The sequence below is a fragment of the Paenibacillus sp. TSA_86.1 genome (genome assembly GCF_052691815.1).
The window spans coordinates 441,358-462,185 of record NZ_JBQZGE010000001.1 but is presented as its reverse complement, the minus strand read 5'-3'; the positions used below and the strand labels follow the sequence as shown (position 1 = coordinate 462,185).

Below are 20,828 nucleotides of genomic sequence, written 5' to 3'. Positions count from 1 at the left end.
CTTTCCATTGCTATTAATAAATTAAACGAATGATTATTCGGACAGTTACTAAGGCGATAGAACAACCTTCCGAAAGCTGTTATCCCTAGTACTCCCGTGACAGAATAACTATCACGTCATATAAATCCATGAGCTGATGAAACCCGGCAGCACAGCAAGCATAAACGGAAACTTCAATGTTTTTTCGTGGCTCACCAGTTTAAGAGAACCCAGCTTAAAGAAACGGATTAGATTAATAGCCATGCTGCGTATTCGCTTCGCCGCATCTCTGCGAAATAAAAGAATGACTAAACCAATCACGCCAGCGTACAAGATCGAGTATATGATCACATGTACACCAAATGTAAATCCCGTCCACGCGCCTATCCCCCCAAACAATTTCACATCTCCTGCACCAACTGCACCAATGGCGTACATCAAAAACAACATCCCGAAACCGGCGGCAAATCCAGCCAAAGAGAACACCATACCATCCCAACCTCCCCATGCAAGATGTGTTAACACACCCGCTGCCGTTACGGGCAGAGTCAGCCGATTTGGAATTTTCATAGAGCGTATATCCGTTACGAAGGCGACCAGAAGATATACACAACAGATCATATAAAACCATTCCATCTATATCATCTCTCCTTATTTTCTGGATGCTACTGTGAACGAAGTTTCCGTCGTGGCACCTTCAGCCGTCTCTACTACAAAACTCCATGTGCCTTCCGTTGTTCGAGTGCCAACAAACCACGTCCACTCTATCACTCCATTTTCGTCGGCAACGGCCCAGCCAATATGCTTCGCGGAACTCTCACCAGACTTGTAAAAAATCGTGAGATTAGCCGTCGATCCCGGCTCGACTTGCACCTTTATCGTTGCATTGTTCCCTATAAATGCTGGGTCAGGCTTCGATAAAACGGTTGCTGCTCCAGCATTGTTTCCTTTCCCGTCTTCATTACCAGCCCCCTCTCCTGTATCACCAATCCATATCCGTTCTCCGGCAGCAGCCTGAATACGCAGAGGTTTACTGAGAAAGGGAATCTTCACAGGCAGCTCATAACTTAGCTCAAGCCTGAAATATGGATTCGTTTTATTCTTCAGATCAGGAATAGATACTCCGTTAACATGAATTCGTTCCATATCCAGCAGTGTAGTTTCAACAAAAGGTTGCAACAACGGCTTCACGACAGGGTCAAGCACTGCTTCCAGTACCGACGTTTTGATTCGTTGTAACGGTTCTTCACCATGCTTCGCAGCTGCTCGCACCCAGTCGCTTAGAGGTGCTGGTAATGAAGAAGCGTAATCATCCGCCCATTCTGTCAGGGAAAGCTCAGGCCACTTCCAACTCTCCTTCGAGTTCTCGCCTCCTGCAGAATCGGAAGGCGTGAATACAAGCGAGACCGGATATACCTTTGTTGACAGCTGTTTTACCGTTTCACCCGCTGTACTTTGCAGAGCAGTTGAGATCAGCGTCATCTGAACAATAAAGATAAGGAACAGAATAAAGAATAAAAAAACAGGTAGAACCAATGAAGCCTCTAACACCATACTGCCCTGTTCTTTTTGGGATTCAATCATCTGTTTTCTCAGTGACTTCAAGCGCTCCAATCTGCTGATCCGTTCGATCCGATGTTGCATCTGCACACTTGTCCTTTCATCCTGAGCCTGAACCCGTTTATCCATCGCACCTCCATTAACCTGTTTCCACCTGTTCAATAGGAATAATCCGCCTTCCGCTCAATGAAAAACCGTCCATCTTGTACTTGATCCTCATCTCCCATAGCTGCGCCAATACTTCGCACGATCCCGGGTAAAAACCATAGTTTGATGCTGCTGCGTATCTGTCCGGATGCATAAGTCTGCTTCTCATCCGGGTTTACACCTGTATTCAACCGAATCAGAGCAAGCATTCGTGACATTTTGCGGTCATTATTGCTGTGTATAAGCAAGAACAATCGCAAATGATCCTTATACGTCAGTTTCACCTTGATATATTTGGATAGTTCAACACTGCCGTCTTTCGCCAGCTTCACCATATCTTCTATCGCGTGCGTAATTCCGTATAGGATCGCTGCAGACAAAACAAGGAGCGGATTACCCAGCTTACTGTTCTCGGCAAGTCCTTCAGCAGTGCGAATGGCTAAACGCATGCCGAAGATTTCCGCATATGCAGACGCGATGTTACCTGAAGGATTATGGAATCCGTATATGATATATTCCAGCTCCTGATTCTCCAGCTTGAACACATCCTTAGCATCTCCACTGCCTTCCGTCCAAGAGAACAGTTGACCAAAATCCATGGAGTTAAAATAAGCAAGTGCATATTCATTCTGAAACAACTCATCCCCAAGGCCATTCAGTAATCCAGACATCCCGCCAAACAGATGATCCATGCCCTTCATCGCGCTTCCACCAGATTCATAAGGATCACTTTCAATCCGCGCCTTTTCCACTTGCTCGGAAATTCTTTCATTCAACGCCATGTTGGCCTCATAAAACTGCTCGAGCTGTTTGAATGCCTGTCTCGAACCGGAACTTCCTTTTTCAATCTGGTTCAATATTCGTTTCATTTCTTTCAATTTGCCTTTAGACTGCTTGTCATTCTCTTTACGCTGGGCATCCGATCCACGGCCGTTTTCAAGTTCCCGTTTACTTTGTGTAATAAGATTGGAAGGACCGTTTCTCCCGTAGACATCCATATATCGCTCTACAGTCTGGCTTGCCTGCCTTACCGCTGGTTTAATAGGGACACCACTCATCCCCGTCACATTACGAAGCTGTGTATTGAGCTCCAGGCTATCTTTTCGCACACTCGAGAAGTCTGCATTTTGAGAATCAATACGAGACCTTAACCGTTCAAACAGAGTATCCTCTCTCACAAGCTCCGAAGCGAGCGAACGAGCACTTTTGGCTTCATCGCCTGAACCTGCTGATGGAGGAGTTGTTCCAGGCAGAGCAGAATTTCCTACGTTTTCATAACTGGCACTCTCGGAACGAATCTCTCCTTCTGCAATCACTCGTTTCATTTCTTCATTAATCTCTTGAGCCTCTTTAATATTGGCCTGCGCTTCCGAAAGTTTGGACTGATGTGCCTGCTGCGCTGGCTGTATAATCTTGCTGATCCCTGTCACGATTTGATTCACACCTGTTCGGTAACGCCCCAATTCCAATATGTACTGCTGTTCATTCAGAGGTAATCCTTCATCTGCCTGTTTCTTGCTTAAATAATCGGCATAACGTGCTGCTCCTTCTGCTGCTGTCTCTGGAGTTGCTTCAAGCATTTCTTCGTAGATGGCCTGAGCAGGCGGTTTCATAATCAAGTCTGGAAGTTTCATCAGCTTCTCGGTGGATTGCACCTGATTGGCGATAGCTTCATCCAAGAGTTTTTCTCGTTTGTCATAGAGCTTTTGTAATTTTTTCAATAGGTCAACTGTATGCGCCGCTTCCTTCATCTCGTCCGACATGGGCTTGAACCGATTAATCACTTCAATAGCAAAATCAACCGGAGCTCTATACTTCATATCTTCCTGAATTTGCCGATTAAACATATCATGCCTTCCCACTTTACGTTCCATGCGGAGTGAAGTCGTGTCCCATTGAATATCCAGAATCGGGAAACCGTCCTTTACAGACGAAGGTTTCACACTATCATTCAATACCTTAGCCATGATTGCATCCCCGCTGCTATCCCCATATGCAAACAATCCATACTCTCGAAGTGACGTGTCATACGCTGACATAACCGATCTCATCGCAGCATGTGCCATACGCTCCGTTTGAACTTTGAAAGCCGCAATTCGGGCATAATCAATGAAAATCGCTACAAACATATACACTCCAGCCAAGATCAAGATGAGAAATAAAGTTACCGCGCCAGATTCACCATCTTTTTTTCTAAACAGCGTCCCCCTCCTCCTTTGCTTATTTTCTGCTTTTACCAAAATACTGTACAACTTGTCCTGCTTCTGCAGCAGAAGCGGCTCCTTTTCCGCCTTTACCTTTAAACTTCGCACCGTAATAACGGGCCAAATCCACCGTCCGGATGAACTCAACCGGTTCTACAACTGCAGAGGAACCCTGTGTGAACACACCATTGCCTGAATTGAATAAAAATGAGGGCAGAGGCAGAGAAATGACTTGCTCAAGCCTGGTTATGACCTTCCGCTGGATCAGTGTATTTTGATACATCATTGTGCCTTTCATGGCTGAGGGCATATGATTGGAGGCTTGAATTAACTTTTTTTCCGAAAGATTACCGTCTTCACCTCCAGGTACAGTAACACTAATCTCATTGTCCGCTCCTGCCCATCCAAACAATGCACCTAATAGCCGATCATCGGTTAACCGCCAGTACAGGTGGTCATAATCTCCAGCAGTATACTCGCCTGTCAGTGACTGCTTGCTACTGTTGTCCCAGCTATAGGCAGCTCGTTCTGAAGCTGCATAGGCATGCTGATTCAAAAATGTTTTTTGATACATATACATGGTGAAGAAAAGCAGAAGCACTAGGATAAACAATATGATCGGGAAGACCAGGGAAGCTTCGACGGTGAAGCTCCCTTCTTCCTTTTCCAGCTTATTTACCCGGGAAAAATTCATTACTTTTTGTATCCACTTTACTAAGCAGACTTGTAATCAATCGTGTAATTTGGTCTTTAAAAATCAGCGCAATAATGATAATCACTCCGATAATTAGAATCAGTTCCAGCGTACCCAACCCGTCTTCTTCTTTCAATATTGCAGCTGCCTTGTTCTTTACCACTTCCATCGTTTGCTCCCTTACTTCCATCATCTGCTCCCCTACTTTAATCATCCCAATTCCTCCTACATATTCATCATCATAAAAGCAGGCGCTCCGATCATGACCACGATTGTGAAAAAGATCAATACCATCGGAAACACCAGTTTCGAAGAGGCCTGCTCTCCCTTGGCCCGGCTAACCGCCTTGCGTTTCTCCCACAAAACATGTGACAGATCTCGCAATGCCAATACAAAGTCACCTCCCCCACGCCGGAAATTCAGCAGCACCGTCGTTGTAAAAATCGTCACTTCCTGTACACCAGAGCGGCGGCTGAACTGCTCCAAAGATTGCTGAAACGAGTAGCCGTTATTCCAGTCTGCTACCGCTTTCCGCAGTTCGTTGTACAATGGATGATCTCGCTCCTTCTGGCTATTCACGCAGTGAATGATAGCACGTTGCACTGTTTCTCCTGCTCCAACCAGGAGCACAATTCGATTGAGCAGCTCAGGCAGCTCTATGAGGATCTCCTGATCTCTCCGCTTTATTTTTGTATAGAGATCCTTGTACATCGCAAGCGGCAAAGCGATCGCAAGAATAAATCCTCCGGCTAATCCTCCCATTCCTGCATCCCCGACGAACGATAACAAACACCCTGCCATCAACATCAGCCATGAGTAAGTCAACATTTCAGCGCAATAGAGCAACGTTTTTTCATTGCTGTGCTGTACGCCATACATCTTCTGTATGGCGTGCTGCATTCGAAACATGAGTACAGGTAATCTGCGGCCGATCTCGAACTTGTCCAGCATGAACAGAAACGGGCCATGCATTTTTTTCAAACGTAACCCTTCCATAGTCAGCTTCCGCAAATGTCTGTAGGTTTGCCCCCGGGTTCGATCAAGCACAATCCAGCCCGCGCCAAGTGTTCCTCCAATGATGAGGGGAAGCAGCATCTTCTCAACTCCTCACACTCTGATATCCATAATGCGATGAATCCATAAATAACAGCAGACTAATACAGCAAGTGCACCCGTAGAGATGAGATACCCCATCCCGCTGTAGAGGGGTTCCATAAAATCCTTGGCTGTCAGATTGAGAAACAACAGAAAAATGAAGGGTGCTGCAAACATTACCTTGGATTCAAATCTTTTCTGAGCCACGGCAACCATAATATCCTGTTGAATCTCCAGCTTTTCTCCAATCACTGCGGAAGTGCGGCGTACCACTTCAATCAGATCACCACCCGTTCGTTTGCAAGTACTAAACACGTCGGCAAAATTCGTAATGTCTTCAATCTGTGCCCGTTCTGAGAAATCCTGCAACGCCTCTTCAATCGGCTGTCCGTATTCCATACGTATTCGCAATACTGTAAACTCTCGAATCAGGTCTGTATCTGCTTCAGGGTTCAACATCCGCAGGTCTTCAACGGACTCCTTGAAACCATTCTCCACTGATTTTCCTGCCGCCAATGCCGAAGATAGTGCGTAGAGAGCTTGCTTGAAATGCAGGCTAAGTGTCATCCGTCTGCGTTCCAGCAGTACCTTTGTCCAAAACCTGGGCACCCATATGCAACCTGCAGCCAGCATGATCCCTCCCAACCAGTGATGATAAAATAACAAGCCCACGCCGAAAAATAATAAACCGCTAACCAGCATGCACATTAAACGTTGCCTTGAACCGAGCATATATACGGTGTAATCCGTTAACTTCTGCCTGCCTTGCTCCACATTGCATTCCCTCCCGATAGCCATGTTTTGAATCTCATCCTAATTCTCATCTTATTACTCACGCTACTACTGGTTTTCTTGTACGACCTGTTCATTTATCTGCTTTATGTATCCATCAAGCCACTCTCCAAGTCCAGTCATCTGAATCTTATCGACATTCATGAGTTTTCCCACCCTGACAAGTCCACCGATGATACGCCCCTCCCGTTCCTCCTGCTCCTGAAAACGGAACAGCGGGTTCAAGAGAACTTCACCGTCCTGCATACCTATCACTTCACTAATCTCTGTCACGCGGCGTGAACGGTCTCGAAGACGGGACAGATGCACAAATATATCGATGGCAGAACTAATCTGCTGTCTTACGACGGTAATTGGAAGTTCCGCACCGCTAAGCACCATTGTTTCAAGCCTGCTGATCATGTCGGAGATCGTATTGGCATGGCCAGTCGACAATGATCCATCATGTCCAGTGTTCATCGCCTGTAACATATCCAGCGCTTCCGCTCCCCTCACTTCCCCAATCACAATCCGGTTTGGACGCATCCGTAAGGAAGATTTGATGAGGTCCCGGATGGAGATAAGACCTTTGCCCTCTGTATTGGCATTCCGGGTCTCCAGAGAGACGAGATTGGGTACCGTCACGATCTGTAACTCCGCTGAATCCTCAATCGTAATAATTCGCTCATCGGCAGGGATGAATTGGGATAATGCGTTCAGGAATGTTGTTTTCCCGGAACCTGTGCCTCCCCCGATAAAAATGTTGTATTTGCTCCGCACTAACTGTTGTAGTAACACCGCTGCTTCTTGATGCAAGGCTCCCTTCTCAATCAGATCAGACATCTTCATTGGCTCACTTGGAAACTTCCGGATCGTCATCGTTGGACCCTTTAGCGCAATAGGCGGAAGCACAATGTTAACCCGCGAACCATCCTTCAGGCGTGCGTCCACAATTGGAGAAGATTCATTGACAATCCGGTTCACACCAGACACAATCATCTGAATAATATCCTCCAGCCGTTCTCTGGACTCAAATTGCAGCGGAATCTGCTTGACCTCTCCTTCCTGCTCCACAAAGATCTCTCGATGACTATTGATCATAATCTCCGTAATGTCCGGACGATCTACCAACGGTTGCAATACATCCAACCCGCGAAAAGAATCAAACAGTCGCTGCACCAGTGTATGACGTTCTCCTGAGGTCAAATCCTCCAGGTTCGGATCAGCAAGGACTTTCCTCTCAATTCCTCGCCACAACTCCTCGTCTCCCGCAGAGGAAGTCAAATCAAGCGATGCTCGAACCTCTCTGCGTATCAACTGAAACTGTTCTTCACGGTCCGGGATGCTCCATGAACGATCCGTCATAACGACCAAGACTCCTGTTGAATCATGTGCCCCGTCTGCTGCTTCTCTTCTCCCTCGCCTTGAACCAGCAGTGTACATAATTTCTTCACTTCACGCTGGAAGATCGGTGAGCTCAGCATGACCTCTTCCTGATTCAGCTGCTTCCAGGAAGGGATATAAGGCAATACCGCATCCACATGCAGATCAGGTCTTGGCAAAGGATTCATCACTTGCTCCCGATATTTGTTAATGACAAAATATGTACGCTCCAGCATACTTCCAAGCATATCCGCCCGGGTACGCTCAGCGTGTTGCAGCCATTGCCCCCAGCGATGCATCGCTGCAATGTCGTCCTCTACTAGCCAGACGTAGGTATCCGCCGCTTCCAGTATCCCATTGCTGCGTTCATCCCAGCCCGAATCCCCATCTAGAATCAACACCTCATACTGTCCACAGTTGGCCAGATAGTGGATCAGATCCGTTGTATCTGCTTTAGACATCTGCAACATTTCCTTCCGGTTAGCTAACGGCCAAAACACATCCGACTTCAATGCCTCATGTGGAACAACATACTCCATTGCTGCTTGTAAGCCCGTACCTCTTTCTTGTGTAGAACCTGATTCATTCCTCAATCCCTGCCCTTGTAACTGCCCGCCCTTTACTTCCCTTCGATGAGCCTTCAGATCGTATAACAGCCGTGATAAACCCTTCTCTGCGTCTGTATGTTGCCTCTGACTGCCCTGCCTCAATCCTTTCTCCAGGAAAGGGAACGAGCTGTCCAGTGTCTCCAGATTGAGATACAACACAGCATACCCGGCAAGTCCAAGCTGCTTCGCCATATGCAGAGCTACAGCCGTTTTACCACTCCCGCCCGATGCGGATAATACAGCGATTGCCAACGTTTCTTGGCCTGGACGTTGGTTCCTCTTGCTTCGCGGCTGCCGGCCAGCATTCCTTACGGCTTCCAATAGAACGGGTAGAGGCTGATACTTCATGAGCCGCTTTGTCTCGTGTCCTTCGTCAGCCCCTTCACTAAGCATGAGCCAAGATACACCTGTGGCCTCCCCTCCATTCATTAGCCACGGATTCAAAAACTCAGGTTCAGCAATAATCAGATCAGGCATTTCGTGTTCTTCCTGTTCCGTCATATGATCTCTGAATGTCTCCCATTGGGAAAAGGCAGTAAATCGCATGCGCTCGCCTGACGAACTGCTCTGTACATAATCTAGCCACGCACGAATATAGTCTTTGTCCCTCGATACCAGTACCGCCTTAAGTACAATCAATTTCTCCTTCCCTCCCTGCAAAAAAGCACAAAAAAACACCGCCCATTACCCGCATAAAGTTGCAGGATATGGACGGTGCTTCCGTCACGTGCTATGAATGTATGCACACTATAACATACAATTTATGGACGAGCAAGAGATTTATTCTATCCCAATAATTTAGGAGCCATATGGCGCTCCAAACTCGATAATATTCCGATCAGGATCAAGGATAAAAATCTGGGCGAAACCAGCAACACTATCCGGTCTCGCTTCATATGCAATGCCTTGCTCTTCCAGCCAGGCAATCGTCTCCGAATAACTGACCACCCAAAGTGCAAAATGTCCATCGGTTGTATCAATCCCTGCTTCGCGCAACGTATGCCCCTCCGGATGCTGTAACAGATGGAGCTGCTGACTGCCGATCGCGTACCACGTACCCGTAGAACGAAACGGCGGACGTTCGATTTCTTGCATACCTAATAAACCGGAATAGAACTTTTTGGCCGCCTCCAGATCTCGAACGGCCAAGCTTACGTGATGAATATGTGCATATCTAATCATCTCGGTATCCCCTTCCCAGTACAACAATGATGTATCAATTTTACTCAGATACAATGGACATTCGTGTGCATTATTAGCTAATGTTCCTATTTATAAATAAATCATATATAGATATATTATACCATTCCAAAGAACAGACAAAATCAATAAAAAAACACCCTTGATCCTCATACGGCTTACCCTAAGGGTATTCCGAAGACAGAATCAAAGGTGCTTCAGGCCTTTACTTATTTTGCGCTGTCCAGAGCCTCTTGTGGAATTTTGATTTCCGCAACTTTGTCATGGTTGGAGAACGTAGTGTCCATTTTCATGTCCATCGTCATTTTTTGATTGTTTTGCTCCATTTCCATCACCATCGCTACATCCATCTTCTCCAGAAGAGACGTCTCTTTGTTAATCAGATATTTCATTTTCATGCTCTTAATATTCATTTGATCAAGCATAGCCTTCATTTGGGCATCTGAACCGTTTTGTTCCATGACGGATTTAGCCAATTCCTTGACATTGTCACCCGATACATCTGCGTTCAGAACATAGCTGTCGCCCTCTTCGGTGATCTTAACGTCTTCTTTTACTTTTTTGAATTGATCCAGCTCTTTTTCCGGATTCATGCTTGCTTTCATCTGCTCGATGAGTGCCTTTGTTTGTTCTTCAGGGATCGCCACCCATTGGTCACCCACTTGGGAGTAAATTTTGTCTGAAGTAATATACTGTTTTATATTTTGCTTCTGTCCAGACATATCCATTTCCATCTCTTGGTAGATCATCATCGGGTCTTTGATGATATCCATTTTCAAAGACGTTTTTACCTGCTGATCCTGAGATTGCTCACCAGCATCCAGCTTGATCTTCTGGTCAATGTTTGCTTCCGTAGTGAAGCTTTTCAGCGATTTGGTAGCTTCACCTGTTTTGGCAAGCAATTCATCCAGTGTAGGAACAGCCGCACTCTGTTCCCCTGTATTGTTACTTTCATTAGTTGTTTCGTTGCCTGCTGGCGGCGTTGCAGATTTGTTTGTATCGTTTCCACATGCTGCCAAGCTTACTGCCAATAACGCCCCAATGATTAATGTCGTCCACTTCTTCAAGTTGTTATCCTCCTAATAATGTAAAAATGATATAGCCTACTGTTATTACCCAATAATTCCCGATATTAATCACCTTACATGAAACTTCTTTCTTATGGAAGCTTATCCTGGAAAACTGATACTTTTATACTTATAAAAATCGATCTTTAGTCTCAGGTGTAGGCAACATACATGCTTCGTCTTTCCCAAACCAGCGATACCGATTGCGCGCAACCCAGTTGTATACCGCATTACGAATGAATTTGGGCACAATAATAAACACATAGAGTAGCGGATAAGGAAACTTCAGACCTTTAGCCAGCCTTAATGCGGCAGTTGAGCGTGTATAATATTTTCCATTCTCGATCAGTACAAACGTATCCATACGATCTGTCTTCAAGCCGCCCTTCTCCAGCAGCCCTTTCGCCACATCCGACTGAAGTGAAGCAAAATGATATTTCCCCGCGGGGTCACGCTTAATAATCCATTTCGTTAATCCCTGGCAGAAGTGACATACCCCGTCTACAAGAACAATCGGGTGTCCCTCGTGTTTATCCTTTTGAGTTGCTGTCATAGTATAGTGGCCTCCTATAAGGTGCTGTGAGAATACTTACCCACTTTGAGCCATCTTTCCCACTAGATCTGAACTTTATATCTCCATTCCTTCACTATAAAAATAGAAAAAAAGCGCAGGCTCAGTGCCTACGCTCATATCTGTCGGCTAATTACTCAGCCAGTGCTTTTTCCATCCACTCGTCATTAATCATTTGCTGATGCAGGTCACCTGACCATTGATCCATACATTTGCAGATGAAATCTTTGCGACATACAGGACAAGGTGTCTTCTGCAGACGGCTGATCGCAGTCATTTTCCAATCCGGGGATTTGGAGTAGAATACACGACACTGTGTACCATCTACCAGTTTCATCGTAAATTCGTACAATCCGTCTTTTTCGTTTTTGCTGGCTACTTGCAGTTGTGCAATGCTTGGTCTATAAGACATGGATATCACCTGTGAATTCAAATTTGGTTCATGCTAATGACACTGACACTTTCAGTACTAAATCATATTAAAGAAATTTCAGGTCGATGTCAACTCGCGCATGTCTAACCACCGAACAGAATATCGAGAATCGTGCCGACTTGTCCTTGTTTTTGTCTTTAAGTACATCCGGGTTAAAGACTTCCACGTACCCTCAGGCCGTACAGCCCACAAACAAATAATGATTATGCTGAATATCAAATACCCTTGCTGGGCCCCGCTCCTGACATGGAAACTTCCTTGATACTGTAATCCGTTCCCGTTATGGAATATGTGGCATGAAGTGACTGTACTTTTATGTAAAAGAGTACGAACAACATGGGGAAATCCTCCCCTATTTTCATATTTAGAAAATAAAACCCTGCTGGGTCGCCAGCAGGGCTTCGTGCTTGAACATCAGGTATCGCTGGATACCCGCTCTCTATTTTACCTGTAACTCTTGAAGAAAGAGCTAGGGTTCTCCTATTTATTAAACTACGTTCAGTACAACGTCAATGTTGCCGCGTGTTGCTTTAGAGTAAGGACAGAAGTCATGTGCTTTACGGGCAAGATCCTCAGCTTGACTGTGATCCACTCCTGGCATACTCACATCCAGGCGCACCGCCAGCTTGAATCCGTCATCTGTAGCATCTTTACCAATCGATACGTTGCTAGTCACAACGACATTTTCCAGTTTCACACCTGCTTTGCGAGCCACATTAGCCAAGGCGCTTTCGTAACATGCACCATATCCAGCTGCAAACAGCTGCTCAGGGTTCGTGCCTTCTCCACCCGCACCGCCCAGTTCTTTCGGCATTTTCAGATCATGTTGCAATACACCGTCCGAAGAAGCCACCGAACCTGTACGTCCACCTTTTACCGTTGCTGTTGCTGTATATAAAGCTTCCATCAGAATCTCTCCTTCGCTACTAAAGTTTTATTTGCCTACAATTCATTTTAAACTTCTGGCTCGATTTGAAACGCCAGATTGTCCCCTTTATCAGCTTTTACATTTATCCGCATTTCATGCGTACCCTGTTAAAAGTCGTATTCTTTCGCAAAATGGGTACGATACAAAGAGACGTCTCTAAAATAGAATTCTCAATATCACCCTATATCTTGTCCGACTACATAAAAGTTGCACTAGACAAAAATTATTGAGGGTGTACAATGTAAATGCGAACATAAAATTTTAGATATATGGACTGCCGTTTCATCACGTTCATTTGTCGCAGTATTCGTGCCAGGGCACAACCAAAAAATGAATTTTATTTCGGCTGCAAGCCGAACACATCTTAATGTAAAGTCAGGTGATCTATCTATGAGTCAAAAAAATCCGTTCAACTCCACATCCCGCGGGTATGCCCCTGCAACAGCAATGGCTCCTTCACTGGGTGAAGCACACAGTTCAATGAAAGTCCCAAAGAATGCGGCATGGTGGAGAAAATTCCTTGCCTTTGTCGGCCCGGGTTATCTGGTCGCTGTCGGTTATATGGACCCAGGGAACTGGGCTACCGGTATCGCAGGCGGCTCGAAATTTGGATATACCCTATTATCCGTCATTCTTATATCGAATATGATGGCCGTGGTGCTACAAGCCCTTGCAGGCAAACTGGGCATTGTCACTGGACGAGATTTAGCGCAAGCTTGTCGTGAACGTTTCAGTGCTCCCGTCGTTATGATGTTATGGATTTTGTGTGAGCTTGCAATTGCAGCTACCGATCTGGCTGAAGTCATCGGTTCAGCAATTGCCCTTAAGCTGCTGTTTAATATCCCCGTGCTGTATGGGGTGATCATTACCGCAGTGGATGTGTTACTCATTCTTGTATTGCAAAATAAAGGATTCCGTGCGCTGGAGATCCTCGTCATCATACTGATGGCAACCATTGCTCTCTGTTTTGGAATCGACCTGTTTTTGGCGAAACCCGATATGGGCGGTGTTCTTCACGGATTCGTGCCCAGCACCGAGATTTTGCAAAACCCGGCCATGCTCTACGTTGCGATTGCTATTATCGGAGCTACCGTTATGCCGCATAATTTGTATCTGCATTCTTCCATCGTGCAGACACGCCAGATTGAGCAGACTACTCAGGGCAAAAGAGAAGCTATCCGCTATACCACGATGGATTCAACCATTGCGCTGACACTGGCCCTATTCATCAACGCCGCCATCTTGATCGTATCTGCCGCTGTTTTTCACAGCGCGGGCATGACCCAGGTCGCTGAAATTGCAGATGCATATCATCTACTGACTCCGTTGCTCGGCACCACCGTTGCCAGTATTCTGTTTGGTGTCGCTTTGCTTGCATCAGGCCAGAACTCCACCCTCACAGGCACTCTCGCGGGGCAGATCGTCATGGAGGGTTTCCTGAATATTCGTATCCCGGCATGGCTGCGCAGACTGGTCACACGTTTGATCGCCATCATCCCCGCTGTCATCGTCACTGCGGTTGTGGGCGAACACGGTGCAGAGCAACTGCTGATTTTAAGCCAGGTCGTTCTCTCTCTGCAATTACCGTTTGCCATCATTCCGCTTGTTATGTTTACAAGTGACAAAAAACGCATGGGGGCTTTTGTCAACAAATTGTGGCTCAAAATTGTTTCTTGGGCTATTGCCGCCATCATCGTTGTGCTGAATGTGTATTTGATTATCCAGACCATTATTCAGTTCTAACTTTTATAATGCCATAGTATACAAAAAGGCTGATGCGCCACGGTATCCTCATACCGGGCGTATCAGCCTTTTTGTGTTTTTATTTTGTGCTCCAGCCGCATATACCTCTATCTCGACCGGATCTAACCTTATGCTCATACAGATCTGCTCGTATCCCCATCAGGTATCAGCAATGGTAGCAGTTCATCCAGCGACTCGACCGTCCAGTCTGCACGCTCGTCATCCGAAAGCTCTGGTTGGAACCTTCCGTACCCTTGCAAAATACGAATCGTACGTAAGCCCAAACTACGCGCTGGCATGATATCATTATCGATTCGATCTCCGACCATAACCGCTTCTTCAGGAGCGCATCCTGCCTGCTTCAAAGCAACCGCATACAACTCCGGATCAGGCTTGGACACCCCTTCTTCTGCCGAACATGCCAGAACATCGACATACTTCCGAAGTCCGTAGCTCTCCAGCCTCGCTTCCGTTCCAGGGCTCTGATTGGCGATAATGCCGATTCGATAGTGCTGTGAAAGCTGCTCAAGCACCTTGGTTGCGGAAGGGAACGGCTGCTCCAGCTCTTTATGGAATTTCAGCTTGTCCTGAATCTGAACGCGGTGATCTTCATCATGAATATATGTGCGTATAGCAACTTTCATAGGCCACTGTTCATAATTGCGGTAACAGGTGGCAAACAGTTCGCGTACCGCTTCCATTTTCACTGGATACCCGTACGCACCGGCTTCTCGAACGAACTGCCCGATAATATCGTCTACCGGCTCCCATTCGTCCACCAGCGTATCCCCCACATCAAAAAACAACCACTTCAATCCGGCAATATCCGGCACGCCGATTCCTCCTTGTAAGCCGCAGGTCACCCCTGGCTTGCATACTGTATCCATAAAAAAAGAAGACCCACGACAAGCATGAGTCTCCTCAAATTCCGTTAGTCTGTACCTGCAATTATAGCAGGCACCTTACATCGGATCAATCACAAGCTGCTGACCTCAGCTTCCGGTTTATTGCAGCTATTAAGAAGAAAACCGACTTCCCCATTCAATGAATACACGATTTTGTCTGCACCCATGCCCCGATAAATCCCTTTAGGGTGACTCTGCTCGGTGATTACACATAAGGACTTCGATGTCCATGAGCGGCAAATCTGCAGGTAACGGCAGGTCAAATTCAGACTATTTTCAAAAATAAATACATTCCCTACACTACCCTGTGGCAAAAACCATTTCTCAGCCGCTGCCGTATTCATACGAATGACGTGTTCTACGCCAATCCGGCGAAGTTTGCGCTCCTCACCAGCACTGTTCGTCAGAACGGCAAAAGGCATTTTTTTGTACATCAGCAATTTAACAAATTTACGTCCAGCCTCATTCGGAGCCGTTACTAAAATCATCTCTGTATCCATCATTCGTTCCTCCCTTAGCGTGAAAAGACAACAAAAAAGAAGCGTGGGGACCAAGGCCTCCGAAACGCTTCTTAAATAATCCATGGCGAAAACGCCATGAACCAGCGTGCGGTTTGTTGCCTCTCCCTTTAACGCTTACGAGGTTAGCTGACGGATTCGGGCGCGAGAGTCGCCCTATTTCCGGCTGTCGCCAGAAAATTCACCCCATGGACGTATACTGCTGTAATACAATACAGCACATCCTTTTGGTTCCCCCGTTTTCCACCCACTACGAATGGAAACTCAGCGATTAAAACATCGTTCGTAAATCTTGAGTATAAGACCGATCGATATTATCGTTTGTTTCGTTTTTCATGTACAATTTAATTAAAATTCAAATTACGCTATGAATCATACACCCGTGCCATGATCATGTAAAGTGCAGCCAGATCACCGAATCGTCAGGTTTCCGGCAATAACCATTAAGAATAGCGCTTACAATGGGGTTATACGCTATCCACCTCTTCCAATCTAGCTATTTCTCATCCGCACAGAAATGGATCAATACAATTCCTACTCATTCGGGATTCAGGCCCCGTTGATGGTTATAACAACGTGAAACCAAAATAAGTTTTGCATTATTTAATTGTATAAAATATAATAAGCACATCAAGAATAATAAGATGGAGGCGATCCTCATGTCAGTCTATGATTTCAAAGTAAACACCCTCCGCGGGCAAGAGATTGAGATGTCCCAATATCGCGGGAAAGTGTTGTTAATTGTAAACACCGCAAGTCAATGCGGTCTCACCCCTCAATTCAAGGGCTTACAGGAGCTGCAAGACAAATTCCAGGATGCTCCGTTCGAAGTGCTTGGATTCCCAAGCAACCAGTTCGCGCAGGAAAAGGGCTCTTCTGACGATATTGCCGAGTTCTGCCAGATGAACTATGGCGTAAGCTTCCCTATGTTTGAAAAGATTGATGTCAATGGTTCCAGCGCTCACCCTCTCTTCCAGCATATCTCAAAAGAAGCACCAGGCTTGCTTGGCTCCAAAGCCATCAAATGGAACTTCACCAAATTCCTTGTCGATCAGGACGGTAAAGTTGTGAAGCGGTATGCACCGCAGACGACTCCGGACAAAATCGAAGAAGATATTCAGAAACTCCTCAAATAATCAAGGCTATACAAATATACAAACAGGCCATCCGACATCAAAGAGCAGACACTTTTGCTCAAGGCTAGAGGGTGGCTTGTTTGCTTTCTCGCATGAATTACATCCTCTATATTCTATATACTGTTCCCGACGATAAATACAAACAACGCAATCAAACAAAACGAAAAAGAAGCTCTCCATCACGGAAAGCTCCTCACATAACTCTTCATATAATGCGGTCGAGAGGACTCGAACCTCCACGGGCATACGCCCACTACCCCCTCAAGATAGCGTGTCTGCCATTCCACCACGACCGCATGTCGTAAATTATCGGCAACAGAATTGATTATACCGGATTCCCCTACAAAAGTAAAGCACTTTATTACTCTTTCTTCATCTTACAATAGTTTATCATTTAAGCTATGCACTTCCCTTTCTGGTTTGCCTATACTCTGCACAAAATCCAGTCATATTTCCTTAGAAAGCACATATCATTAAATCTGATTCCTCAAGAAAAGAGCTGTGATTTGAAAACGAATGCTTTCGTATTCACAAACGAATGTATAACTTAAAATGAACTCGATACGTCATATTAGTTAACACAATAAATTTCCTATTTATAAAAAATCTATTTTTTTACGTAAATCATTGACAAAACGCGGACAATTATGTGAATATATATATCATATAATTCGGATTTACACACATATCATAAATAAAATCGATTTAATGTAATAAAATTTAACATCATCAACACAGGAGGCGAGAGATCGTGAACCGCGGGAATAAGCTGCTCGATTACGCGAAACTGCTTGATCCCTCTGTCCAGGTTGGAGGGTTCACCCATTTCTTCGGCATGGATAACCACATCAAGGAAGGATCTATTCGGACAGCGGAGGATCTCGAATCATTCATGCGCTGTCAGTTACACCCCAGCCTCGCTCGTCTCGAAGGTATGGCAATCAAAGGTATTTACACCGCAACAGAACACAAGGACACTTGGCGTATTGCCCTGATCGACAAACTTGTGCACGTACAGCGAACGCCCGCTGAACTGAGAGATCAAGCAACAACCATAGGCAAACGCTTAATCAAACTCTCCCGCGCTTTACATCCCTGGATCGACTTCAGCCCACTTGAACAAATCTTCGCCAAATCCAATTCCGTCGGCTGTCTCCCCACAGTTCACGCCTGGATCAACCACCACCTCGACATCCCCGTCGAAGAGGCGGTTCTCGGTTACTTACATTCAGCTATGAATGCATGCGTATCCGAAGCCTGTAAAGTGCTACCACTAAGTGAAAATGTCACTCGGGAGCTACTGGTTCGCCTGGCCGCAGACCTGGAAAACGAATGGGCTACCGTTAGCGCTTCTTCTCCGGATGCACAGATGCACTCCACGCCCTTATCTATGAAGTCCATGTTCCCCAGCTTCCATATGCTCGGAGCGGGCCTCCACGCTTACAGAGCATAAGTTCCTCATTCCTCTTACAGACTCTTCAGAGCACACCAAAAACACGCCGCAAATCCCCTTGCCGGCGTGTTTTTTCGCGATTCTGCAATCAATAATAAACGTATTTACGTCATAATAATTCATAAAATACACTTATTTCCGTATTTTTTAATTGTTAGATGACGAATTTACGTATATAATGGAATTCACAGCTCGCATTTCTATCCATCTTACAGAAAGAACGGCCTGCTGCATACTATAAAAATCCACTCAGGGGTGAACCCTTTTGAACAAGAAAAAACCAGTCACTCCGTTCGGATGGGCTATCAAACGACGGCTAACCGAACTGCAAGTCGATCAGAAGACCTTTTGCGAACAACACGGCATTCCACCTTACCGTCTATCTAACCTTATCCACGGCACACGCAAAGCAACCCGATTCAGACATCAGGTCGCTGATATTTTGAACATACCCGAAGAGCTGAGATAAGATCACTTTCACCAAAGGAGGACTTCTTTCATGAGATATATTACATCTGACCTCGAAAGCTTGTCTTTCCAATCTACCAATCATCAGCTGATCATTATTGATCATCATTGGATGATTCGAAGTTGTAACCGAGCCTGGCAGGACGGACTCCACAAACTCTTCTTACACACAGCCAGCCGTGACAATCATTACCTGCATCTGATGGAAGCTTGGGCAGCACAACAGAAAAACCTCTACCCAACCAAATTTGCGCAGTATCTGAGGCACAATGTTGTTCCTTTTAACAAAACCCATACATACGACATCTCGATCACTACGCCACACAACGAGGAAAAATGGTTTCGCGTAGAACTCACCCCGTTACAAGAAGGTCTAGCATTGGAGAGCCATCTCGCTTTAGTCGCCCACACGGATATCACGGAGCAGAAGAAGACAGAACTGCAGCTGCGACAAGCCTTGACTGAAGCACGCACCCTCTACGGCTTGCTGCCTATTTGCGCCGTTTGCAAACACATCAAGGATGACTCCGACGAATGGAACACCGTTGAACATTATCTGGAAAAACACACCTCCGCCGAGTTTACACATGATATCTGCCCTGAATGTATCCGCCGATTGTACCCGAAATACTCTAATATTCTCGATAAACGCAACTAAATCATTGCTGAACGCAAAAAAACTCCCTGCTGTCTCCGAAGGAATTCGGCACAGTTGGAGGTTTTTTTGTCGTCCAGAGCACTTACGTTCCTTCCTGCTCTGACTTATTCTCGTCTTCCGATTCAGATTGGTAGCGATAGCCGCCAACATCTTTACTCTCTTTAAATTTGCGATAACGAGTGAACTCGATATATTCACTAATAAAAGACTGCTCCACAGTCGATAATTCACTCTCTTGGCAATTCAATTGCCGCAAAACGTTAAAAAAATAATCTTCCCGCTTTTCCCGTACAATGGCTTCCTTCGATAAACGCCCAATCATTAGCCAGTCCAGACTCACATCAAAAAACGATGCAATTTCAATCAGTTTATTTGTACTCGGAATGGATTTGCCACGTTTCCAGTCACCCAGGTTGCCTGTGCTGATCTTCAGCTGTTGACAGAAGGCCTTCTTGGTCATCCCTCTTTCGGCAATCAGGTGTTCAATTCGCTCATAGATCGACTGCATGCAAGAACCGCCTTCCAACCGTAATAATCAACTCAAATGCCATATGATAGAATTATAGCACAATATATTACTCAACATTGTAACGCAAACCATCTCCAGGCCGTCTCCAAGAATTCAACATGACTGGAGGTTTTCATTTCCTGTTTCCAAGATGCATATGTTACACTGCCATATTCCGTTCTCTATAGCCCTACTCACATCATCCATAGGAGTCATTTATCTTTTGTTCTCAATTATTATCATCCTCAGACTCAGGCTCGTAGCTATAGCTGCCAGCATTCTTACTCTCTTTAAATTTACGATAACGAGTAAACTCGATATATTCACTGATAAAAGACTGTTCCACAGTCGATAATTCACTCTCTTGGCAATCCAATTGCCGCAACACGTTAAAAAAATAATCTTCCCGTTTTTCCCGTACAATGGCTTCTTTCGATAAACGCCCAATCATTAGCCAGTCCAGACTCACATCAAAAAACGATGCAATTTCAATCAGCTTATTTGTACTCGGGATGGATTTGCCGCGTTTCCAGTCACCCAGGTTGCCTGTGCTGATCTTCAGCTGTTTGCAGAAGGCCTTCTTCGTCATCCTTCGTTCCGCAATCAGGTGTTCAATTCGCTCATAGATCGATTGCATACAACAACCGCCTTCCAACCGTAATAATCAACTCAAATGCCATATGATAGAATTATAGCACAATATTTCTGAATGCTCAGCCTTTATTCGGCAGTAAATCCTGATCAATTTAATGTAAACAACACATGCTTTTCACTCATTTCAATTTCCCAAAAGTCAGGG

23 protein-coding genes, 1 tRNA gene and 1 riboswitch are annotated in these 20,828 nt (G+C 45.5%); of the genes, 5 read left to right on the top strand and 19 right to left on the bottom strand.

The features are described from left to right. Positions 1-111 precede the first annotated feature (111 nt). The 14 genes from ACUTVW_RS01995 to ACUTVW_RS01930 all read right to left on the bottom strand — a co-directional run bounded on the left by ACUTVW_RS01995 (position 112) and on the right by ACUTVW_RS01930 (position 12,619). Positions 112-615 (bottom strand): A24 family peptidase, encoded by a 504-nt coding sequence (locus ACUTVW_RS01995; RefSeq protein ID WP_445644232.1) that lies wholly within the window; start codon positions 613-615, stop codon positions 112-114. A gap of 15 nt (positions 616-630) precedes the next feature. Further along, positions 631-1,602: a pilus assembly protein gene (locus tag ACUTVW_RS01990; RefSeq protein WP_445644960.1), complete on the bottom strand. Its 972-nt coding sequence runs from the start codon at positions 1,600-1,602 to the stop codon at positions 631-633. A gap of 95 nt (positions 1,603-1,697) precedes the next feature. After that, positions 1,698-3,815 carry a hypothetical protein gene (locus ACUTVW_RS01985; protein WP_445644231.1) on the bottom strand — a complete coding sequence of 706 codons (2,118 nt, stop codon included), beginning with the start codon at positions 3,813-3,815 and terminating at the stop codon, positions 1,698-1,700. 91 nt (positions 3,816-3,906) lie between these two features. After that, entirely contained in the window at positions 3,907-4,584 is a 678-nt protein-coding gene (locus tag ACUTVW_RS01980; RefSeq protein WP_445644230.1) for a TadE/TadG family type IV pilus assembly protein, read from the bottom strand. Continuing rightward, the gene (locus tag ACUTVW_RS01975) at positions 4,562-4,798 is read right to left on the bottom strand and encodes a Flp1 family type IVb pilin (RefSeq protein WP_445644229.1); all 237 of its coding nucleotides are present in this window, start codon (positions 4,796-4,798) and stop codon (positions 4,562-4,564) included. The genes ACUTVW_RS01980 and ACUTVW_RS01975 overlap by 23 nt, the downstream gene beginning before the upstream one ends. Positions 4,799-4,809: 11 nt before the next feature. Beyond that, a complete protein-coding gene (locus ACUTVW_RS01970; RefSeq protein WP_445644228.1) occupies positions 4,810-5,679 on the bottom strand; it encodes a type II secretion system F family protein in 870 nt (289 codons plus the stop codon). 12 nt (positions 5,680-5,691) lie between these two features. Next, positions 5,692-6,477: a type II secretion system F family protein gene (locus ACUTVW_RS01965; protein ID WP_445644227.1), complete on the bottom strand. Its 786-nt coding sequence runs from the start codon at positions 6,475-6,477 to the stop codon at positions 5,692-5,694. Positions 6,478-6,519: 42 nt separating this feature from the next. Continuing rightward, entirely contained in the window at positions 6,520-7,815 is a 1,296-nt protein-coding gene (locus ACUTVW_RS01960; protein ID WP_445644226.1) for a CpaF family protein, read from the bottom strand. Then, complete coding sequence (locus ACUTVW_RS01955; RefSeq protein WP_445644225.1) at positions 7,812-9,080, bottom strand: nucleotide-binding protein; 1,269 nt, start codon at positions 9,078-9,080, stop codon at positions 7,812-7,814. Before ACUTVW_RS01955 ends, ACUTVW_RS01960 begins: the two co-directional genes overlap by 4 nt. A gap of 159 nt (positions 9,081-9,239) precedes the next feature. Then, a complete protein-coding gene (locus ACUTVW_RS01950) occupies positions 9,240-9,623 on the bottom strand; it encodes a VOC family protein (protein WP_445644224.1) in 384 nt (127 codons plus the stop codon). Between the two features lie 227 nt (positions 9,624-9,850). Then, on the bottom strand, positions 9,851-10,708 hold the full coding sequence (locus ACUTVW_RS01945) for a DUF6612 family protein (RefSeq protein ID WP_445644223.1): 858 nt from the start codon (positions 10,706-10,708) through the stop codon (positions 9,851-9,853). A 130-nt stretch (positions 10,709-10,838) separates the two neighbouring features. Next, positions 10,839-11,261, bottom strand: coding sequence for a thiol-disulfide oxidoreductase DCC family protein (locus ACUTVW_RS01940; RefSeq protein WP_445644222.1), 423 nt, complete (start codon positions 11,259-11,261; stop codon positions 10,839-10,841). Positions 11,262-11,412: 151 nt separating this feature from the next. Beyond that, positions 11,413-11,691, bottom strand: a complete 279-nt coding sequence (locus ACUTVW_RS01935) for a hypothetical protein (protein WP_090918103.1) — start codon at positions 11,689-11,691, stop codon at positions 11,413-11,415. A gap of 508 nt (positions 11,692-12,199) precedes the next feature. Then, the gene (locus ACUTVW_RS01930) at positions 12,200-12,619 is read right to left on the bottom strand and encodes an organic hydroperoxide resistance protein (RefSeq protein ID WP_441926455.1); all 420 of its coding nucleotides are present in this window, start codon (positions 12,617-12,619) and stop codon (positions 12,200-12,202) included. A 468-nt stretch (positions 12,620-13,087) separates the two neighbouring features. Between ACUTVW_RS01930 and ACUTVW_RS01925 the strand changes: the two genes are divergently transcribed. Then, positions 13,088-14,383 (top strand): Nramp family divalent metal transporter, encoded by a 1,296-nt coding sequence (locus ACUTVW_RS01925; RefSeq protein WP_445644959.1) that lies wholly within the window; start codon positions 13,088-13,090, stop codon positions 14,381-14,383. Positions 14,384-14,517: 134 nt separating this feature from the next. Here the strand turns inward: ACUTVW_RS01925 and ACUTVW_RS01920 are convergent, their stop codons facing one another. Beyond that, positions 14,518-15,216 carry an HAD family hydrolase gene (locus ACUTVW_RS01920; protein ID WP_445644221.1) on the bottom strand — a complete coding sequence of 233 codons (699 nt, stop codon included), beginning with the start codon at positions 15,214-15,216 and terminating at the stop codon, positions 14,518-14,520. A 143-nt stretch (positions 15,217-15,359) separates the two neighbouring features. Beyond that, positions 15,360-15,791 carry a hypothetical protein gene (locus tag ACUTVW_RS01915; RefSeq protein WP_434752437.1) on the bottom strand — a complete coding sequence of 144 codons (432 nt, stop codon included), beginning with the start codon at positions 15,789-15,791 and terminating at the stop codon, positions 15,360-15,362. A gap of 114 nt (positions 15,792-15,905) precedes the next feature. Continuing rightward, positions 15,906-16,086, bottom strand: a riboswitch (cyclic di-AMP (ydaO/yuaA leader). 379 nt (positions 16,087-16,465) lie between these two features. On the opposite strand from ACUTVW_RS01915, the gene ACUTVW_RS01910 reads away from it, so the two are divergent. Then, positions 16,466-16,942 carry a glutathione peroxidase gene (locus ACUTVW_RS01910; RefSeq protein ID WP_434752438.1) on the top strand — a complete coding sequence of 159 codons (477 nt, stop codon included), beginning with the start codon at positions 16,466-16,468 and terminating at the stop codon, positions 16,940-16,942. A gap of 213 nt (positions 16,943-17,155) precedes the next feature. On the opposite strand, the gene ACUTVW_RS01905 is transcribed toward ACUTVW_RS01910, so the two are convergent. Beyond that, a tRNA-Leu gene (locus tag ACUTVW_RS01905) sits at positions 17,156-17,238 on the bottom strand. Positions 17,239-17,693: 455 nt separating this feature from the next. Here ACUTVW_RS01905 and ACUTVW_RS01900 point away from each other — a divergent pair. The 3 genes from ACUTVW_RS01900 to ACUTVW_RS01890 all read left to right on the top strand — a co-directional run bounded on the left by ACUTVW_RS01900 (position 17,694) and on the right by ACUTVW_RS01890 (position 19,521). Beyond that, entirely contained in the window at positions 17,694-18,395 is a 702-nt protein-coding gene (locus tag ACUTVW_RS01900; protein WP_445644220.1) for an urease accessory protein UreF, read from the top strand. A 265-nt stretch (positions 18,396-18,660) separates the two neighbouring features. Next, entirely contained in the window at positions 18,661-18,864 is a 204-nt protein-coding gene (locus tag ACUTVW_RS01895) for an XRE family transcriptional regulator (RefSeq protein WP_123063298.1), read from the top strand. A 30-nt stretch (positions 18,865-18,894) separates the two neighbouring features. After that, positions 18,895-19,521 carry a hypothetical protein gene (locus ACUTVW_RS01890; protein WP_445644219.1) on the top strand — a complete coding sequence of 209 codons (627 nt, stop codon included), beginning with the start codon at positions 18,895-18,897 and terminating at the stop codon, positions 19,519-19,521. An 82-nt stretch (positions 19,522-19,603) separates the two neighbouring features. On the opposite strand, the gene ACUTVW_RS01885 is transcribed toward ACUTVW_RS01890, so the two are convergent. Together ACUTVW_RS01885 and ACUTVW_RS01880 are read right to left on the bottom strand one after the other, a co-directional pair. Next, positions 19,604-20,029, bottom strand: coding sequence for a helix-turn-helix domain-containing protein (locus ACUTVW_RS01885; protein WP_445644218.1), 426 nt, complete (start codon positions 20,027-20,029; stop codon positions 19,604-19,606). Between the two features lie 229 nt (positions 20,030-20,258). Further along, complete coding sequence (locus tag ACUTVW_RS01880) at positions 20,259-20,666, bottom strand: helix-turn-helix domain-containing protein (protein WP_445644217.1); 408 nt, start codon at positions 20,664-20,666, stop codon at positions 20,259-20,261. Between the last annotated feature and the right edge of the window lie 162 nt (positions 20,667-20,828).

What these genes read in the sequence shown, in the direction of transcription:
- ACUTVW_RS01995 (WP_445644232.1), bottom strand. Translation starts at nt 615, where the DNA reads ATGGAATGGTTTTATATGATCTGTTGTGTATATCTTCTGGTCGCCTTC.
- ACUTVW_RS01985 (WP_445644231.1), bottom strand. Translation starts at nt 3,815, where the DNA reads ATGTTTGTAGCGATTTTCATTGATTATGCCCGAATTGCGGCTTTCAAA.
- ACUTVW_RS01980 (WP_445644230.1), bottom strand. Translation starts at nt 4,584, where the DNA reads ATGAATTTTTCCCGGGTAAATAAGCTGGAAAAGGAAGAAGGGAGCTTC.
- ACUTVW_RS01975 (WP_445644229.1), bottom strand. Translation starts at nt 4,798, where the DNA reads ATGATTAAAGTAGGGGAGCAGATGATGGAAGTAAGGGAGCAAACGATG.
- ACUTVW_RS01970 (WP_445644228.1), bottom strand. Translation starts at nt 5,679, where the DNA reads ATGCTGCTTCCCCTCATCATTGGAGGAACACTTGGCGCGGGCTGGATT.
- ACUTVW_RS01965 (WP_445644227.1), bottom strand. Translation starts at nt 6,477, where the DNA reads ATGGCTATCGGGAGGGAATGCAATGTGGAGCAAGGCAGGCAGAAGTTA.
- ACUTVW_RS01960 (WP_445644226.1), bottom strand. Translation starts at nt 7,815, where the DNA reads ATGACGGATCGTTCATGGAGCATCCCGGACCGTGAAGAACAGTTTCAG.
- ACUTVW_RS01950 (WP_445644224.1), bottom strand. Translation starts at nt 9,623, where the DNA reads ATGATTAGATATGCACATATTCATCACGTAAGCTTGGCCGTTCGAGAT.
- ACUTVW_RS01940 (WP_445644222.1), bottom strand. Translation starts at nt 11,261, where the DNA reads ATGACAGCAACTCAAAAGGATAAACACGAGGGACACCCGATTGTTCTT.
- ACUTVW_RS01935 (WP_090918103.1), bottom strand. Translation starts at nt 11,691, where the DNA reads ATGTCTTATAGACCAAGCATTGCACAACTGCAAGTAGCCAGCAAAAAC.
- ACUTVW_RS01930 (WP_441926455.1), bottom strand. Translation starts at nt 12,619, where the DNA reads ATGGAAGCTTTATATACAGCAACAGCAACGGTAAAAGGTGGACGTACA.
- ACUTVW_RS01925 (WP_445644959.1), top strand. Translation starts at nt 13,088, where the DNA reads ATGGCTCCTTCACTGGGTGAAGCACACAGTTCAATGAAAGTCCCAAAG.
- ACUTVW_RS01915 (WP_434752437.1), bottom strand. Translation starts at nt 15,791, where the DNA reads ATGATGGATACAGAGATGATTTTAGTAACGGCTCCGAATGAGGCTGGA.
- ACUTVW_RS01910 (WP_434752438.1), top strand. Translation starts at nt 16,466, where the DNA reads ATGTCAGTCTATGATTTCAAAGTAAACACCCTCCGCGGGCAAGAGATT.
- ACUTVW_RS01890 (WP_445644219.1), top strand. Translation starts at nt 18,895, where the DNA reads ATGAGATATATTACATCTGACCTCGAAAGCTTGTCTTTCCAATCTACC.
- ACUTVW_RS01885 (WP_445644218.1), bottom strand. Translation starts at nt 20,029, where the DNA reads ATGCAGTCGATCTATGAGCGAATTGAACACCTGATTGCCGAAAGAGGG.
- ACUTVW_RS01880 (WP_445644217.1), bottom strand. Translation starts at nt 20,666, where the DNA reads ATGCAATCGATCTATGAGCGAATTGAACACCTGATTGCGGAACGAAGG.